General features: G+C 62.9%; 12 protein-coding genes. 1 reads left to right on the top strand and 11 read right to left on the bottom strand.

The window, feature by feature from the left end; translation table 11 throughout:
• The first annotated feature begins 22 nt into the window (after positions 1–22).
• The gene (locus tag TU79_RS20560) at positions 23–7012 is read left to right on the top strand and encodes an NEL-type E3 ubiquitin ligase domain-containing protein (protein ID WP_057009719.1); all 6990 of its coding nucleotides are present in this window, start codon (positions 23–25) and stop codon (positions 7010–7012) included.
• 10 nt (positions 7013–7022) lie between these two features.
• Here TU79_RS20560 and ureC read toward each other — a convergent pair whose 3' ends face one another.
• The 11 genes from ureC to urtA all read right to left on the bottom strand — a co-directional run bounded on the left by ureC (position 7023) and on the right by urtA (position 16966).
• The gene (ureC, locus tag TU79_RS20555) at positions 7023–8723 is read right to left on the bottom strand and encodes an urease subunit alpha (protein ID WP_057009718.1); all 1701 of its coding nucleotides are present in this window, start codon (positions 8721–8723) and stop codon (positions 7023–7025) included.
• A gap of 112 nt (positions 8724–8835) precedes the next feature.
• A complete protein-coding gene (locus TU79_RS20550) occupies positions 8836–9141 on the bottom strand; it encodes an urease subunit beta (RefSeq protein WP_057009717.1) in 306 nt (101 codons plus the stop codon).
• Positions 9138–9671, bottom strand: coding sequence for a GNAT family N-acetyltransferase (locus TU79_RS20545; RefSeq protein ID WP_057009716.1), 534 nt, complete (start codon positions 9669–9671; stop codon positions 9138–9140). Before TU79_RS20545 ends, TU79_RS20550 begins: the two co-directional genes overlap by 4 nt.
• Positions 9672–9676: 5 nt before the next feature.
• Entirely contained in the window at positions 9677–10189 is a 513-nt protein-coding gene (locus tag TU79_RS20540) for a GNAT family N-acetyltransferase (RefSeq protein WP_057009715.1), read from the bottom strand.
• Between the two features lie 10 nt (positions 10190–10199).
• Positions 10200–10502, bottom strand: a complete 303-nt coding sequence (ureA, locus tag TU79_RS20535; protein WP_003171437.1) for an urease subunit gamma — start codon at positions 10500–10502, stop codon at positions 10200–10202.
• A gap of 80 nt (positions 10503–10582) precedes the next feature.
• The gene (locus tag TU79_RS20530; protein WP_057009714.1) at positions 10583–11422 is read right to left on the bottom strand and encodes an urease accessory protein UreD; all 840 of its coding nucleotides are present in this window, start codon (positions 11420–11422) and stop codon (positions 10583–10585) included.
• A 31-nt stretch (positions 11423–11453) separates the two neighbouring features.
• Complete coding sequence (gene urtE, locus TU79_RS20525; RefSeq protein ID WP_057009713.1) at positions 11454–12152, bottom strand: urea ABC transporter ATP-binding subunit UrtE; 699 nt, start codon at positions 12150–12152, stop codon at positions 11454–11456.
• Positions 12153–12222: 70 nt separating this feature from the next.
• Complete coding sequence (urtD, locus tag TU79_RS20520; RefSeq protein WP_162276076.1) at positions 12223–13056, bottom strand: urea ABC transporter ATP-binding protein UrtD; 834 nt, start codon at positions 13054–13056, stop codon at positions 12223–12225.
• The gene (urtC, locus tag TU79_RS20515) at positions 13053–14120 is read right to left on the bottom strand and encodes an urea ABC transporter permease subunit UrtC (protein WP_057009711.1); all 1068 of its coding nucleotides are present in this window, start codon (positions 14118–14120) and stop codon (positions 13053–13055) included. The genes urtD and urtC overlap by 4 nt, the downstream gene beginning before the upstream one ends.
• A complete protein-coding gene (urtB, locus tag TU79_RS20510; RefSeq protein WP_057009710.1) occupies positions 14120–15622 on the bottom strand; it encodes an urea ABC transporter permease subunit UrtB in 1503 nt (500 codons plus the stop codon). The genes urtC and urtB overlap by 1 nt, the downstream gene beginning before the upstream one ends.
• A 78-nt stretch (positions 15623–15700) precedes the next feature.
• The gene (gene urtA, locus TU79_RS20505) at positions 15701–16966 is read right to left on the bottom strand and encodes an urea ABC transporter substrate-binding protein (protein WP_057009709.1); all 1266 of its coding nucleotides are present in this window, start codon (positions 16964–16966) and stop codon (positions 15701–15703) included.
• Positions 16967–17008 lie beyond the last annotated feature (42 nt).

The raw sequence follows: 17008 nt of genomic DNA, 5'->3' as shown, positions 1-17008 counted from the left end.
CAGTCTTTCCAGGATGGCCCTTATGTCACCGCAGCTTGTCACACTCCCCACCCACGGCGTCTTCAACGTCGACCTGCGTGGCGCGCATTACGACTTCCTCAAGGCACGCGTGCCCGACTGGTTCAATCAAGCCAGCACCCAGCGCCAGGAAGAACTCGCCAGCCACGAACTGCACCAACTGCCCACGTGGTACCAGGCGGCGCTGCCCCAGGCCCGACGAGTGCTGGAGGCCACCCACACTGGCTACCGGGCCGCACTCAACGCGCTTGAGCAGACCCTGGGCGACATCACCGATGTACTGGATTTTGCCGAAGAAGCCCTGACAGCAGCGATCAAGCGCACCTTCAACCTCGACCTGGATGTGAAGAACGTCTACTTCGCCAGGAAGTACGCTTACACCAATGGTCGCACTGACCTGTTCGGCGCGTTCACCCTGGAGCGCCAGGCCGATCCGTCACTTAACGAACGCTACCTGCATGTGTCACTGCTGGAGGCCGCACTGGCCAACTTCGAGCCTGATGAAGAACTCCCTTCATCCTGCGACGATTGCCACATCATTACCCGCTACAGCGGGTTCGACGGCGAAGCGATTCCCTCGTTTGAGGCGCTCCGGGAACACGCCGTGCCGATTGCCCCGCATGCCTTCGCCAAACTTTGCCGTACGCTCAACCTGGGCGAACGTTATCAGGTACACCTCAAGAGCGTGCTGCGCCCGGCGGCCACCGTTGAGCGCGACAAGGTGCAGCAGCTTCTGCAGGATTATTACCGCCAACAACTGGCGCTGAGCGTTGAGGTGGCGCATTTGCAGATCGCCAGCGTGCCAGGCAATGGCGAGATCGATTCAGGCGTGAGCGACGAAGCCTACCGAATGCTCAAACGCGTGCTGGCCCAGACGCCTGGCGCAAACCTGGATGGGCGCCCGCTGACATTCGCCGCCTTGAAAATCTTCGACATCCAGTTGGTCGGCCCCCTCCTGATCGGCCCGGATCGTCTGCGCAGCGAGCGCGTCGAACGGGTGCTGGTGTTTATCCCCAACGACCCGCAGCAACCCCTCAAGGAATACGCATCCAGCGCCGACTTCATGGCCGACCTGCGCATGCGCCTGCACAGTGCATCCTATCGGCGTTTTTTCAGCAGCTTTGTACCTGCGCGTGAGCAAGGGGCGTTCTTCGGCCAGTTCAATCAGCGGTACCAACCCGCCGACCAGAGCGACGCCTCGCTCGACTACCCACTCCAGCCCAATCCGGAACGCTTGAGTCTTGGCGAGTCGGCCGTTACCGACACATTGTGGGTGCATCAGGCCAAGGCGTTCATCGACAAGACGCTCAACGATGCCAGGGCAGTTGCCGTGCCGACCGGCGATGAAGATCTCAAGGCGCGTAACCGACGGCTGGAGAGCTACCAGGATGCAGTCGTCAGCTTTCTGAACCTGGCCGCTTTCGTAGTGCCGGGGTTGGGGCCTGTGATGCTGGCCGTGGGTGCGGCGCAAATGTGCGGTGAGGTCTTCGAAGGCATCGAAGCGGCCGAGCAGGGCGAGGTCCGGGAGATGTGGGCGCATTTTTCCTCGGTGGCCCTGAATGCGGCGTTCTTTGCTGCCGGCGCCAAGGTGCTGCCCAGCGTGAAGTACATGAACGTGCTGGACCGCTACAAACCGGTGATCATGCCCAAGGGCAAGCAGATGTTGTGGAAGGCCGACCTTGAGCCTTATGAGTCACCGGTCACGCCGACATCCGCGTCCAACCCTGATGCGCCAGGCCTGCGTGCACACGACGGCAAGACACTGCTCTCTATCGAGGGCAAGTCCTATCAGGTCAGCCCGGATGCGCAGACCGGTGAATACCGCATCCAGCACCCGACGCGGCCCAAGGCCTACGCGCCAAAAGTCGCACGTCACCCTCAGGGCACCTGGAGCCATGAGCTTGAAGAACCGCTGACGTGGGACGAGCACACGCTGTATCGGCGCCTGGGGCTGGAGCATTACGCGGACCAGGTGCGCATCAGCGGCGTCGAAGCGCCCACCCTTCGCGAAACCTTTGTGGACCATGAGCCGTTGCCTATGGTGCTGGACGAGACGATCCAGCGTTTCCAGATCCATCAGCAACTCAGCACCTTTGTCGAGCAGATGAGCAGCAGCGACCCCAAGGTCTACGCACAGGCAGACCTGGCGCTGCAGCTGGACATCATGCAGCGGCGCGGCATGCTGTCGCACAGCTCGCCCCTGCGCGTGCTCGACTCCAGTGGCAAGGTGCTGTGGGAAGGCGTCGGCCCGGCTTCCGCCGAGCGTCGCATTGCGCCGATCAGCCAGGCCGAGATCGACAGCGGCCAACTGCTCGACGGTGTGCTCTACACCTTGCAAGGTGTTGACCCAGCCCTGCTGGAAATACCCGGCAGCCCTCAAGATCCGTTGTCGGTCCGCGCCCGCCTGTTGCGCAGGTTCATCGCCAGTACGGTGGACACGCTCAAAGGCACACTGCTGGACGAGCGATATGCCGCGTCAACACGCTCCACGGACCCCGATGTACAACGCGTGCAGGCCGATTACCCCGGGCTTTCCGCCCCAATGGCCGCGCATATGCTCGAAGGCCTGGACGCCGCGGCACTGGAACATTTTCACGCCAGCGGCCGGCTGCCCAACACCCTCGCCGAGCGGATGCGCTGGTGCGCGCAGGAAACCCGTGTGTCCCGCGCCTACGAAGGGCTGCACCTGGACACACTGCACGTGATCGACAGCCAGCGCCTGGCGTTGCATACCCTGCAAACGCTGCCGGGTTGGCCTGGCGGCACACGCGTGGAATTGCGGCATTATTCGGCCGAGGGGCCGCTGCTGGATGCTATCGGCGCGGCCGGCGCGCCGCTGACCAAAACCCTGGTATTGCAGGAGAACGGGCTGTTTGCGGGCCTGCATCCCGGCGATATTTACGCCGCCGCGTGGGAAGCGCTGGCGCCCGCAGAGCGTCAAGGCCTGGGCATCAGCGACGCGGTGCAGCTCAAGCAAGCCATTGAACGATCCCCTCTGCCGCGCCCGGCATTGCGCAGGGTGTTGCTGGAACATCCGGTGCGCAAACCGCCCTATCATCCTTCGCTGCGGCTGTTTGGCGGCGGCCCCGGTTTTCGCCAGCTGCTGAGCAGAACCGCCCAGGCGTTGCGCTCGCCCGAGGCGCGGGTGCGCAAATTGTTTCCGTCCTACAGTGATGCGCAAGTCAGCGAGTTCCTTCGGTCCCTGGGCGGCGATGTCTCAGGAGGACTGGCCCGGCGAGAGCTTGAAATCGATATGCTGGAGCGCACATTGAAGCGCTGGGTCAAAGACAACACGTCGCCATCTGCGGAAAGCGCGTTCGAGCGTAACGGCGGTTGGGCCGCCGGTGCGGCCAGGGACATAGCGCGTTGCTGGCGCCGTACAGAGGGTTCGGAGCATCTGACACTGAATACGCACGGCGCAACGCTGCCTGTCGTGAATGCGGACTTCAGCCATGTTCAGGTGCTGGAGGTGGTCGGGTCCAAGACCGGGGGAAACGTCGACGCGTTTCTCAGGCACTTCACACATCTCCAGCGCTTGAAGTTGAGCTGCGATCTTACTGAACTGCCTATGGCTTTGTCCGGCATGCAGGCCCTGACCTCTCTGGACCTGGCGTGGAATGGCATTCGCCTCACTGCGCAAAGCGCGGCAACGCTGAGCGGGCTCACCGCTCTTGAAGAACTCAACCTGCGAAACAACCCACTGGGCAGGCCCCTTGACTTCGGTGCGATGCCCAGACTCAAACGCGTGAATCTCGACGCTACGCAAATGGACCAATGGCCAGCCGGCTTGCAGCCCTCGCTGGAGCTTCTGGACCTGCGCAACAATAACCTGCGCCGGGTTCCCGAGGCACACCTGAACCCTGCACCGGAACAGCTCGAAACCATCGCAAGGATCAACCGGGTCACGTTGCTGGGCGGCAATCCATTTCCCAAGGACTACTGGCGGGTATTCGATGCTTACTGGAAACGCCTCGGCGAGTCCCATCCCGACCTCGCCGCCGGTGCGCTGCACGACGCTTTCGACAGCGGTATGGGCACGGGCAAGTCGATCATGCGCAGGCTCTACCCGGACTACAGCGCTCAGCAGATCAGGGCATTCATCTGGACGCTGGGGGCTGATGCAGGGACTCGCTTGCTTGCGCTGGAGCGTGAATTCAGTCGTCTTGAATCCCAACTGGACGCCTGGACGTTCTCGGGTATCGGCGCTCGGCAGCGCTATGTGCGGCCGCAGCAATGGCAAATGGATGTGGCGGTGCACAGTGGGCGCTACGAAGCCCGGCAACGCATTTTGCGCTGCTGGCGGCGAGACAGCCCGCAAAGGCTGGCCTCCGACGGCACGCCGATTGGCCTGGAACTGGACCTTGGCGGCCTTCGCCTGCCCAGCCTGCCCGACCTGGAAGCGGACTTCAGCCATGTGGGGTCGCTCAAGCTCAACAACATGAACCTGACCGTCTCCCCCGAAGGTTTCCTGGCACGCTACCAAGGCGTGCGCTGGCTGGACCTGTCGGGCAACCAGTTGCATGAACTGCCGCCGGCTGTGGGCCAAATGCACGGATTGACGCGCTTGTTCCTGCAATTTAACAACATCCGCCTGACCCCTGAGGCGGCCAGCATTCTGTCTGAACGCGTCACCCTGCGCGCGCTGGATCTGAGCTACAACAACCTGGGAATAGCGCCCGACTTCACTCGAATCACCGACATGCGTTCTCTCAACCTGGCGCACACCGGCCTGGATACCTGGCCTGCAGGTTTGCTCGAGCAGCCGCTGCTTGATGGGGTAGGCCTCTCAGGCAACCGAATGACGACCATTCCCGGCTCGCTGATCGCGCCCTCCGACGAGCAACTGGCAACCACCGCCCGTGTTAACAACGTGACAGATGCGAGTGATAACCCCTGGACCGACACCACCCTGCAGGAGGTGCGTGCCTATGGCGAGCGACTTGAGCGTGCAGGCCTGGCGTCGCCCGAGCGCCCCAATCGCCTGGTAGTGACGGCGCCGCGCAGGGCTAACCAAGCGGTGTCGGGCGGTGGCAACGGTGCAGCGTTTCGGCGCTGGGTCGTCGGGTTGTCGGAAACCGAGGCGGCCACCCGGAATATCCAGTGGCAAAGCTTGCGTGGGCAGACCGGCTCGCAAGGCTTTTTCGACGTGCTCAGAGACCTGCAAACCACCAGCGGCGGGCATGAAGACCTGCAGCAACGTGTGTGGGAGGTGATCGACTCCATCACTGCCAACTCCACGCAATCGGAAAGCCTGCGCGAGCAAATGTTCGAGTGGGCAGGCCGGGCGGCCTGCTGCGACCGGGCGGCGCTGTCGTTCAGTAACCTGGAAATCATGACGCTGGTCGACAAGGCCCGGCTCCAGGCATTGGATGCGACCCAGGGCGTGGAACTGTCGAACCTGTCCAAAGGGTTGTTCCGTCTGGACGAGGTTGAGCGGATTTCCCTGCGCGATATTGATCAGCGACGGACCACCATCAACGCCAACGCGGTGTTGACGCCCGCCGAGAAAGCCGTGCAGTTGGCGCGCCTGGAAGAGGTCGAAATCCGTCTGGCCTATCGCTACGGCCTCAAGGACCGCTTGCAACTGCCTGGGCAGCCACGGGACGTCAAGTTCATGCAGTTGGGCAAGGTGACCCCGCCAATGCTGGACGCCGCCTACACCAGCGTTGTGGCGCTGGACAACTCGGCGCAGATGTTCCAGGCGCTGCTGGCCCGGGAGTTCTGGCAGGACTACGTGACGCAGAAATATCGACCAAGGTTCGAGGCCCAAAGCAAACCGTATCAGGACCGGATGGCCGCTTTGCACGACAGGTTCTCTGACGGCACCCTGACCGAGTCGGTCTATGACTCGCAGGCCAAGGCGTTGCAAGCCCAACTGGCGATTGATGATGCCGCGCTGATCGACACCCTGACCCGCCAGGAGATCGCCGCCCACCTGCTCCCTCAGGCGCCGCTCCAAACCTTGATTGAGCCGGTGTTCGGTCAGTTCACCTTGCCGTTTTCGCACGCCCAGGCCATCGAGTTCGAGGGCAAACCGTATTTCATCGCAAGCCTGCCGGACGCCGGGGATGGGCAGCATTATCTGTTGCGCGTGCAAAGCTCGGACAACCCTTACGAACTGGTCAGCAGCGGCATCATCGCCAAGCCGGATGCGGCCGGGATGTGGAAGCGCAGGGGGCTCAAGGGCGGGGGCCTTTCAGACGACGAGTATGAGTCGGCATCGGAGTCCATGCCGATCACGCCCTACACCGCTGACGAGCTCGCCTTCATGCGCCAGGCCGTGCACTTCTCGGCCCAGAAGAACGAATTGGGGCGCTATAACCGCGCCAACAACGGCAAGTATCCCCTCAGGGACCTGCAGGGCCGGCCGATTCGTATCCGCAGCCTGGAGCGCCAGGCGCGGATGGACTCCGGAGCCCTTTATGCCTCGACTCCGATCAAGCCCTACATCCAGTTTGAAGGCTATGAACGCGTGGCGGCCCTGTATGAAGAGAAGCTGCAATGGCGCACCTTCACCGCCGACGACGTGCAAGTGCCCGGAGAAAAAGCCTTGATCGGCCAGTCCATGGTGGTGGCCAACCGGCGGATCGCCAAGGGCGAAATCATCGGTCTGTACGGTGGGGTAGTGATTCCCTACGAGATGTCGGTGCGCTCGGAGAGTACATTCGGCATGGTCGTGGGCTACAAACTGCTGCCCGATGCAGGCAGCTATCGTTCCGCCCCGATCTTTATCATCGGCGATACCATCACCTCCAGGATCAACACACATTTCGACTATGACCCCCAGGGCAAGCCCGTGCGACAGGCGAGCGGGGGCTACAACGTCGAATGCGTGCCTTTCCAGGTCGAGGCCGAGCACGCCAGCAGTGTCTCAGGCAAGAGGACGACGTATCAGTTGACTACCCTGTTTGCGACCCAGGACATCCCGGCAGGCGTCGAACTGCGTATGGATTACGGGTACACCGAGAGCATGATAAAAACCAGGTTCGCGTGACCGGCCTTGATCAGAACAGGAAATACCGCTGCGCCATCGGCAGCACCTCGGCCGGTTCACACCATAGCAACACGCCGTCGGCCTTGACCTGATAGGTCTGCGGGTCCACTTCGATGTCCGGCAGGTAATCGTTGTGGATCAGGTCGGATTTCTGCACGTTGCGGCAGCCCTTGACCACCGCAATCTGCTTCTTCAGACCCAGGGCTTCGGGCAATCCGGCGTCCTGGGCGGCCTGGCTGATAAAGGTCAGGCTGGTGGCGTGCAGCGAGCTGCCGAAGCTGGCGAACATGGGGCGGTAGTGCACCGGTTGCGGGGTGGGAATCGACGCGTTGGCATCGCCCATCAGGCTTGAGGCAATCGCGCCGCCCTTGAGAATCAGGGTCGGCTTGATACCGAAAAATGCCGGACGCCACAGCACCAGATCGGCCCACTTGCCCACTTCAATCGAACCGACGATATGGCTCACGCCGTGGGTAATGGCCGGGTTGATGGTGTATTTGGCGATGTAGCGCTTGGCGCGAAAGTTATCGTTGCCAGGGCCGTCGCCGGGCAGTGGACCGCGCTGTCTTTTCATCTTGTCGGCGGTCTGCCAGGTGCGTGTGATCACTTCGCCGACGCGGCCCATGGCCTGGCTGTCGGAGCTGATCATCGAGAATGCGCCGAGGTCGTGCAGGATGTCTTCGGCGGCGATGGTCTCGCGGCGGATGCGGCTTTCGGCGAAGGCCACGTCTTCGGCAATGCTCGGGTCCAGGTGATGGCAGACCATCAGCATGTCCAGGTGTTCGTCGATGGTGTTGCGCGTGAACGGTCGCGTCGGGTTGGTGGAGCTGGGCAGCACGTTGGGGAAACCGCAGGCCTTGATGATGTCCGGCGCATGGCCGCCACCGGCACCTTCGGTGTGGTAGGTGTGAATGGTGCGGCCCTTGAGCGCGGCCAGGGTGGTTTCGACGAAACCCGATTCGTTGAGGGTGTCGCTGTGGATCGCCACCTGCACGTCGTATTGGTCGGCGACGCTCAGGCAGTTGTCGATGCTGGCCGGTGTGGTGCCCCAGTCCTCATGCAGCTTTAACCCGATGGCGCCGGCCTTGACCTGTTCGATCAACGGCTCGGGCAGGCTCGCGTTGCCCTTGCCGGTGAAGCCGATGTTCATCGGGAATGAATCGCTGGCCTGGAGCATGCGCGCCAGGTGCCAGGGACCCGAGGTGCAAGTGGTGGCATTGGTGCCAGTAGCCGGCCCGGTGCCGCCGCCGATCATGGTGGTGACGCCGCTGGTCAGCGCCTCTTCGATCTGCTGCGGGCAAATGAAATGCACGTGGCTGTCGATGCCGCCGGCGGTGAGGATCATGCCTTCGCCGGCGATCACTTCGGTGCTGGCGCCGATGGCCATGGTCACGCCGGGTTGAATGTCCGGGTTGCCGGCCTTGCCGATTGCATGGATACGGCCATTCTTGAGGCCCACATCGGCCTTGACGATGCCCCAGTGGTCGATGATCAGCGCGTTGGTGATCAGTGTGTCGACCACTTCATGGGCAAGCAGCTGGCTCTGGCCCTGCCCGTCACGGATCACCTTGCCGCCGCCGAACTTGACCTCTTCGCCGTAGACGGTGAAGTCTTGTTCCACTTCGACGAACAGCTCGGTGTCGGCCAGGCGGACCTTGTCACCGACGGTGGGGCCGTACATGTCGGCGTAGGCTTGGCGGCTGATTTTCATGTGTGTGAACCCTGAAAAAATGTGTTGAATGTGAAACCGCTATCGGGCGCAAGCCCCCTCCCACAGTTGCAATACGTTCCCCTGTGGGAGGGGGCTTGCGCCCGATGAGGCCCTAAAGATCACCCATGATTCGGCCGGCAAACCCGAACACCCGCCGCCCACCGCTCAAATCCACCAACTCGATGTCGCGACTCTGCCCCGGCTCAAAGCGCACCGCCGTGCCCGCCGGGATGTTCAGGCGCATGCCCCGGCTCGCCGCGCGGTCGAAGGTCAGCGCGTCGTTGGTTTCGAAAAAGTGATAGTGCGAGCCCACCTGAATCGGCCGGTCGCCGCTGTTGGCCACGCTCAGGGTGACGGTGCGGCGGCCGACATTCAGTTTGATCTCGCCAGGCTGGATCTGATATTCACCAGGAATCATGCAGGGTGCCCCAGGGTCTTGAAGTAAATGGCGGTCGGGCTGTAGCGCCCGTCCGGGCTTTGGCAGTAGTCGGGCAGTTCGCCGACTTTGATGTAGTGCAGCGACTGATAGAAGGCTTCGGCGCCGGAGCCGGCCTCGGTGTCCAGGTACAAGAGGCCGCGCTTGTGCTGGTGCGCGGCAAGCTCAAGAGCGTTCATCAATTGCTGGCCCAGGCCATGGCGGCGCGCGCTGCTGTGTACCAGCAGCTTTTGCACTTCGGCGCGGTTGCGGCCGTTGGCTTTCTGGCACAGCGCCAACTGCACGCTGGCGATCACCTGCTCGTCGCGCACTACCACCCACAGCAGCAGGCTCTGGTCTTCGATGCTGGCCTGTACGCCGGTCAAATAGGCGCGTGCCTGGGCCTCGTCGACGTCGGCCATGAAACCAACCGAAGCGCCATGCCGCACCGCGTCCAGCAATAGCTCGATCAGCCCCAGGCGGTAATGGGCAAAGCTTTCAGCATTGACTCGACGCAGTTGCGCAGTGCTCATCGATGTCACTCCTTGGGCGGTTCGGCGCCTGGGTTCAAGGCCATTTGCATGAAGGTCAGGTCCAGCCAGCGGCCGAACTTGATGCCCACTTGCGGCATCTGCCCGGTGGTGATGAACCCCAGGCGTTCATGCAGGCGGACCGAAGCCCGGTTGCCGCTTTCGATGGCGGCCACCATCACGTGTTTGCCGCAGGTGCGGGCGCGTTCGATCAGGGCTTCCATCAACCGTGGGCCGAGGCCTTTGCCGCGCTGGTCGTTGCGCACGTACACCGAGTGTTCGACGCTGTAGCGAAAGCCTTCGAAGGGCCGCCAGTCGCCGAACGAGGCGTAGCCGGTGACTTCGTCGTTTTCGATGGACACCAGAATCGGGTAGCCCTGGGCCTGTCGCACCTGGAACCAGGCCTGGCGGTTGGCCAGGTCCACCGGTTGCTCGTTCCAGATCGCCGTGGTGTTGAGCACCGCATCGTTGTAGATGGCGCAGATCGCCGGCAGGTCGCTTTCAATGGCGTCACGAATCATGGCCGGCCTCTCACGCGATGGGCTGGTGGACGGTGACCAGCTTGGTGCCGTCCGGGAAGGTGGCTTCCACCTGGATATCCGGGATCATCTCCGGGATGCCTTCCATCACCTGCTCGCGGCTGAGCAGGGTGGTGCCGTAGTGCATCAGGTCGGCGACGGTGCGGCCATCGCGCGCGCCTTCCATCAGCGCAGCGGAAATGTAGGCGATGGTTTCCGGGTAGTTGAGCTTCACCCCCCGCGCCAGGCGGCGCTCGGCAACCAGGCCGGCGGTGAAGATCAGCAGTTTGTCTTTTTCCCGTGGGGTCAGATCCATGGTTCAAGGTCCTTCAGACTACATTCATAAAAACACTGTAGATCCCTGTGGGAGGGGGCTTGCTCCCACAGTGTTGATCTTCATGTGCTCCAGATTCTCGGTGCTACCGCTTCCCGTCCCAGCACCGCCGGGCGCAGCAAACGCCATAAATCAATCAACCAGGCCCGCGCCAGCAGCGCTTCACTGGCCAGGCAACGGGCCACCAGCAGGCCGGGCAGTTGGGTCAGGTCGCCGCGCACCGCATGGGGCAGGGCGCGGCAGGCTTCAAGTAAGTCAGGGTCGATGTCGCCGGTGAGCAGCAGGGTGGCAAATACCGGTTGGCCGTCCAGCCCGATGGGCGAGTCGAGCAGGCCATCGGCGCCCACAATGCGCTGGCGCTCATGCCAGAGCAACTGGCCGTCGCGGCGGATATCCAGGTGCGATTGAAAGTGCCCAAGGTCGAAGCGCTCGCCACTGGCCGGACGGCCCAGGGCGACCACGTCCCAGTAGAACAGCCGGGCGTCGCCGTGCAGCTCGATGCGCGTGGTGAGTTCGGCCTGGGCGGCGCTGAACACGATGGTTTCCTGGGGCAGCCACTCCAGCGTGGCGCCGTCCTGCACCGTCAGTTCAAGTTGCTGAAACGCCGGGCCGCCGGCGCGGTACCACTTGGCCGCGCCGGGACTGGTCAGTTGCGCCCAGGCCCCTTCGCCGACGTGCGCGCGGATATCCAGGCGATCACCGCCGGCAATGCCGCCGGGCGGGTGCACGATGATGTGCTGGCACACCTCGGGGCCTTCGGCGTACAGGTGTTTTTGCACACGCAACGGGCCGATGTGCCGGCGCATCACCGGGCGCGTGGTATCGCCGAAACGCGCGTAGCCGAGGTCCAGCGCGGCGTGCCAGCTGGGGGTGAACAGGGCAGGGGAAACGGGCAGGTTCATGGTTTTTGGCTTAGTGTCGGGACGCCACAGGTTAGATGGTTACGAGGCCGCGTACACCTTCGCTTTGCATATTTTCGCCACGGCCCTGCTGCACGATTTCACCCCGCGACATCACCAGGTACTGGTCCGCCAATTCGGCGGCAAAGTCGTAGAACTGCTCCACCAGCAGGATCGCCATGTCGCCGCGCGCCGCGAGCTTCCTGATCACCGCGCCGATTTCCTTGATCACCGACGGCTGGATGCCTTCGGTGGGTTCATCGAGAATCAGCAGGCGCGGGCGGCTGGCCAGGGCGCGGCCGATTGCCAATTGCTGTTGCTGCCCACCGGACAGGTCGCCACCGCGTCGATGTTTCATTTGCAGCAGCACCGGGAACAGCTCGTAGATGAACGCCGGCACTTCCTTGGCCTCGGCGCCGGGAAAACGCGACAACCCCATCAACAGGTTCTCCTCCACCGTCAATCGAGCGAAAATTTCCCGGCCCTGGGGCACGTAGGCAATGCCGGCGTGCACGCGCTGGTGCGGCTTGTAGCCGGTGATCGCTTTGCCTTCCCAGTTCACTGCGCCTTCCTTGGCCGGCAGCAAACCCATCAGGCATTTGAGCAGGGTGGTCTTGCCCACGCCGTTGCGTCCGAGCAGGCAGGTGACTTCGCCGATCTTCACGTCAAACGAAAGCCCGCGCAGGATGTGGCTACCGCCGTAGTACTGGTGCAGCTTGTCGACTTGCAGCATGTTCAGATTCTCCTCAAATCGTTCGGGTGCCTGGCTTCTGTGGCGAGCAGGTGTGCATACCTCTCACCTTTCAGCGACCGAGGTAAACCTCGATCACCCGCTCGTTTTCCTGCACCTGTTCCAGCGACCCTTCGGCCAGCACGCTGCCCTGGTGCAACACGGTCACGTGATCGGCAATCGAACCGACAAAGCCCATGTCGTGCTCCACCACCATCAGCGAATGCTTGCCTGCCAGGCGCTTGAACAGCTCGGCGGTGAACTCGGTTTCGGCGTCGGTCATGCCCGCCACCGGTTCATCCAGCAGCAACAGTTGCGGGTCCTGCATCAGCAGCATGCCGATTTCCAGAAACTGTTTTTGCCCGTGGGACAGCAACCCGGCCGGGCGCTGCGCCGAGGCGGTCAGGCGAATGGTCTCGAGCACTTCCTCGATGCGGTCCTTTTGCTCGCCACTCAGGCGCGCACGCAGGCTGGCCCATACCGACTTGTCGGTCTTCTGCGCCAGCTCCAGGTTTTCGAACACGCTGAGCGCTTCGAACACCGTGGGCTTCTGGAATTTGCGGCCGATGCCGGCCTGAGCGATCCGCACTTCGCTCATGCTGGTCAGGTCCAGGGTTTCGCCGAACCAGGCCTTGCCATGGCTGGGGCGGGTCTTGCCGGTGATCACGTCCATCAGCGTGGTCTTGCCCGCGCCGTTGGGGCCGATGATGCAGCGCAGTTCGCCCACGCCGATATACAGGTTCAGATCGTTGAGCGCCTTGAAACCATCAAAACTGACGCTGATGTCTTCCAGGGTCAGGATCGTGCCGTGGCGCGTATTGAGGCCCTTGCCTGCGGCCTGGCCGATACCGATGGCATCGCGGCCGCTGCCCGCATCGAAGATAGGTTCCAGCATGACGTTCCTCATTTTTTCAGCAGCCCGATCACGCCCTTGGGCAGGTACAGGGTGACGATGATGAACAGCGCCCCGAGGAAGAACAGCCAGTATTCCGGGAAGGCCACGGTGAACCAGCTCTTCATGCCATTGACCACGCCGGCGCCGAGCAACGGCCCGATCAGCGTGCCGCGCCCGCCCAGCGCCACCCACACGGCGGCTTCAATCGAGTTGGTCGGCGACATCTCGCTGGGGTTGATGATGCCCACTTGTGGCACATACAACGCTCCGGCCAGGCCACACAGCACTGCGCTCAACACCCACACGAACAGCTTGAAACCACGTGGGTCATAGCCGCAGAACATCAGGCGGTTCTCGGCATCGCGCAGGGCGGTGAGCACCCGGCCGAACTTGCTTTGCGCCAGGCGCCAGCCGATGTACAGGCTGGCGATCAGCAGCAGCACGGTGGCGATGAACAGCACGGCGCGCGTGCCAGGTTCCGTAATGCCAAACCCGAGGATGCTGCGAAAATTGGTGAAGCCGTTATTGCCGCCAAAACCGGTCTCGTTGCGAAAGAACAACAGCATCCCGGCGAAGGTCAGCGCCTGGGTCATGATCGAGAAATACACGCCCTTGATTCGCGAGCGAAACGCGAAAAAGCCGAACACCAGCGCGAGCAATCCGGGCGCCAATACCACCAGGCACAGGGCCCAGAGGAAGTGATCGGTGCCGGCCCAGTACCAGGGCAATTGTGTCCACGACAAAAAGGCCATGAACGCCGGCAGCTCATCGCCTGCGGCCTGGCGCATCAGGTACATGCCCATGGCATAGCCGCCCAGCGCAAAGAACAGACCGTGGCCCAGGGACAACATCCCGGCGTAGCCCCACACCAGATCAAGCGCCAGGGCGACGATGGCATAGCAGAGAATCTTGCCCACCAGCGTCAGGGTGTAGGCCGACACATGCAACGCGTTATCCGCCGGCAAAAGCGACAGCAGCGGCAGCGCCAGCAGCACGGCGAGGATCACCGCGCCCACCGCAATCGTTATCCTGGGGCCGGCCTTTTGCGCGGCCGTGAGCATCAATGGCTGGTTCATCAGTCGATCACCCGTCCTTTCAGTGCGAAGAGTCCCTGCGGACGTTTCTGGATAAACAGAATGATCAGCGCGAGGATCAGGATCTTGCCGAGCACCGCGCCGATCTGCGGCTCCAGAATCTTGTTGGCGATGCCCAGGCCGAACGCGGCCATGACGCTACCGGCCAACTGACCGACGCCGCCCAATACCACCACCAGGAACGAGTCGATGATGTAGCTCTGGCCCAGGTCGGGGCCGACGTTGCCGATCTGGCTCAGCGCCACGCCGCCCAGGCCGGCAATGCCCGATCCCAGGCCAAAGGCGAGCATGTCCACGCGCCCGGTGGGTACGCCGCAGCAGGCGGCCATGTTGCGGTTCTGGGTGACGGCGCGCACGTTGAGGCCCAGGCGGGTTTTGTTCAGCAGCAGCCAGGTCAGCACCACCACGAACAGCGCGAAGGCGATGATCACGATGCGGTTGTAGGGCAGCACCAGGTTTGGCAACACCTGGATGCCGCCCGACAACCACTCGGGGTTGGACACTTCGACGTTCTGCGCGCCGAACACCAGGCGCACCAGTTGGATCAGCATCAGGCTGATGCCCCAGGTGGCGAGCAGGGTTTCCAGCGGGCGGCCATACAGGTGACGAATCACCGTGCGCTCCAGCGCCATGCCGATGCAGGCCGTGACGAAGAACGCCACCGGCAGCGCGATCAACGGGTAGAACTCGATGGCGGCGGGCACGTAGCGCTGCATCAACAGCTGCACCACGTAGGTGGAATACGCGCCGAGCATCAGCATCTCGCCGTGGGCCATGTTGATCACGCCCAGCAGGCCGAAGGTGATCGCCAGCCCCAGCGCGGCCAGCAGCAGGATCGAGCCCAGGGACATGCCGCTGAACGCCTGGCCGAGGATCTCGCCAACCATCAGCTTGCGTTTGACCTGGGCCAGGCTGGTCTCGGCGGCGGTGTGCACGGCGGCATCGGTTTCCACGCCGGGCGCCAGCAGCGCCTCCAGGCGGGTGCGGGCCAGCGGGTCGCCGGTGCCGCCGAGCAGGCGCACGGCGGCCAGGCGCACCACCGGGTCGGGGTCGACCAGTTGCAGGTTGGCCAGCGCCAGGCTGAGGGCGGTGTGCACGCCTTCATCGGTTTCGGCGGCGACCTGCTGGTCGAGGAATTTGAGTTGCGCAGGCACGGCGCTTTTTTGCAGGGTACGGGCGGCCGCCAGGCGCACTTTGGGATCGGCGGCAAGCAGTTGCTGGCTGGCCTGTACGTTATCGATCAGGCTGCGCAGGCGATTGTTCAGGCGTACGGTTCTGGTTTCGCCGTTGAGGGTGAGCTGGCCTTGTTGCAGGGCCGCGACCAGCTCGATGCGCGCCGGGTCAGGCTGGGCGGCCCAGTCCTGGAGCAGTTTGGCTTGTTGCATCGGGTTGGCGGCGAGGAAGTCTTCGGCGTCCCCGGCGTGTGCGGCGAAAGGCAGCAACAGCAGAGCGGCGAGGACGAAGCGGTAAAGGGCAGTGGGCATAAACAAATGTCCTGATCATGCGTGGACAGTGTGGGAGGGGGCTTGCCCCCTCCCACATTTTTAACCTGTGGTGGGGTTTTAGTTGCTCTTCACCGCATAGTCCGGCTTCTTGTCATTGCCCGGAATGTAAGGGCTCCATGGTTGCGCGCGGATCGGCTCTTCGGTCTGCCACACCACCTGGAACTGCCCGTCGGCCTGGATCTCGCCGATCATCACTGGCTTGTGCAGGTGGTGGTTGGTCTTGTCCATGGTCAGGGTGAAGCCGGACGGCGCGGCGAAGGTCTGGCCGGCCAGGGCTTCACGCACTTTGTCGACGTCGGTGGACTTGGCTTTTTCCGCCGCCTGCGCCCACATGTGGATGCCCACGTAGGTGGCTTCCATCGGGTCGTTGGTCACGGCTTTGTCGGCGCCCGGCAGGTTGTGCTTCTTGGCGTAGGCCTTCCAATCGGCGACGAATTTCTTGTTCACCGGGTTCTCCACCGACTGGAAGTAGTTCCAGGCGGCGAGGTTGCCCACCAGCGGCTTGGTGTCGATGCCGCGCAGTTCCTCTTCGCCCACCGAGAACGCCACCACCGGCACATCGGTGGCTTTCAGGCCCTGGTTGGCCAGTTCCTTGTAGAACGGCACGTTGGAGTCGCCGTTGACGGTGGAGATCACGGCGGTTTTGCCGCCGGCGGAGAATTTCTTGATGTTGGCGACGATGGTCTGGTAATCGGCGTGGCCGAACGGGGTGTAGACCTCTTCAATGTCCTTGTCGGCCACGCCTTTGGAATGCAGGAACGCACGCAAAATCTTGTTGGTGGTGCGCGGGTACACGTAGTCGGTCCCGAGCAGGAAGAAGCGCTTGGCGCTGCCACCTTCTTCGCTCATCAGGTACTCCACGGCAGGGATTGCCTGCTGGTTCGGCGCTGCACCCGTGTAGAACACGTTCGGCGACATTTCTTCGCCTTCGTATTGCACGGGGTAGAACAGCAGGCCGTTGAGTTCTTCGAACACCGGCAATACCGATTTGCGCGACACCGAGGTCCAGCAACCGAACACCACGGCGACCTTGTCCTGGGTCAGCAGTTGACGGCCTTTTTCCGCGAACAGCGGCCAGTTGGACGCGGGGTCGACCACCACCGGTTCCAGCATCTTGCCGTTCACGCCGCCCTTGGCATTGATCTCGTCGATGGTCATCAGCGCCATGTCCTTGAGCGAGGTCTCGGAGATGGCCATGGTCCCGGACAACGAGTGCAGGATGCCGACCTTGATGGTCTCGGCGGCTTGCACGGTCCAGGTCAGGCCCATGGCGACGATGGAGGCGGAAAGGGTGAAAGCCTTGATCAAGCTGCGACGCTTCATGGTGCAATCTCCGAGAACCTGTTGGTGTTGTAAGGGCAGATG

Origin of the sequence: Pseudomonas trivialis, assembly GCF_001439805.1 — a bacterium.
Classification (GTDB): Bacteria; Pseudomonadota; Gammaproteobacteria; order Pseudomonadales; family Pseudomonadaceae; genus Aquipseudomonas; species Aquipseudomonas trivialis.
This window is presented reverse-complemented; position numbering and strand designations above follow the sequence as displayed.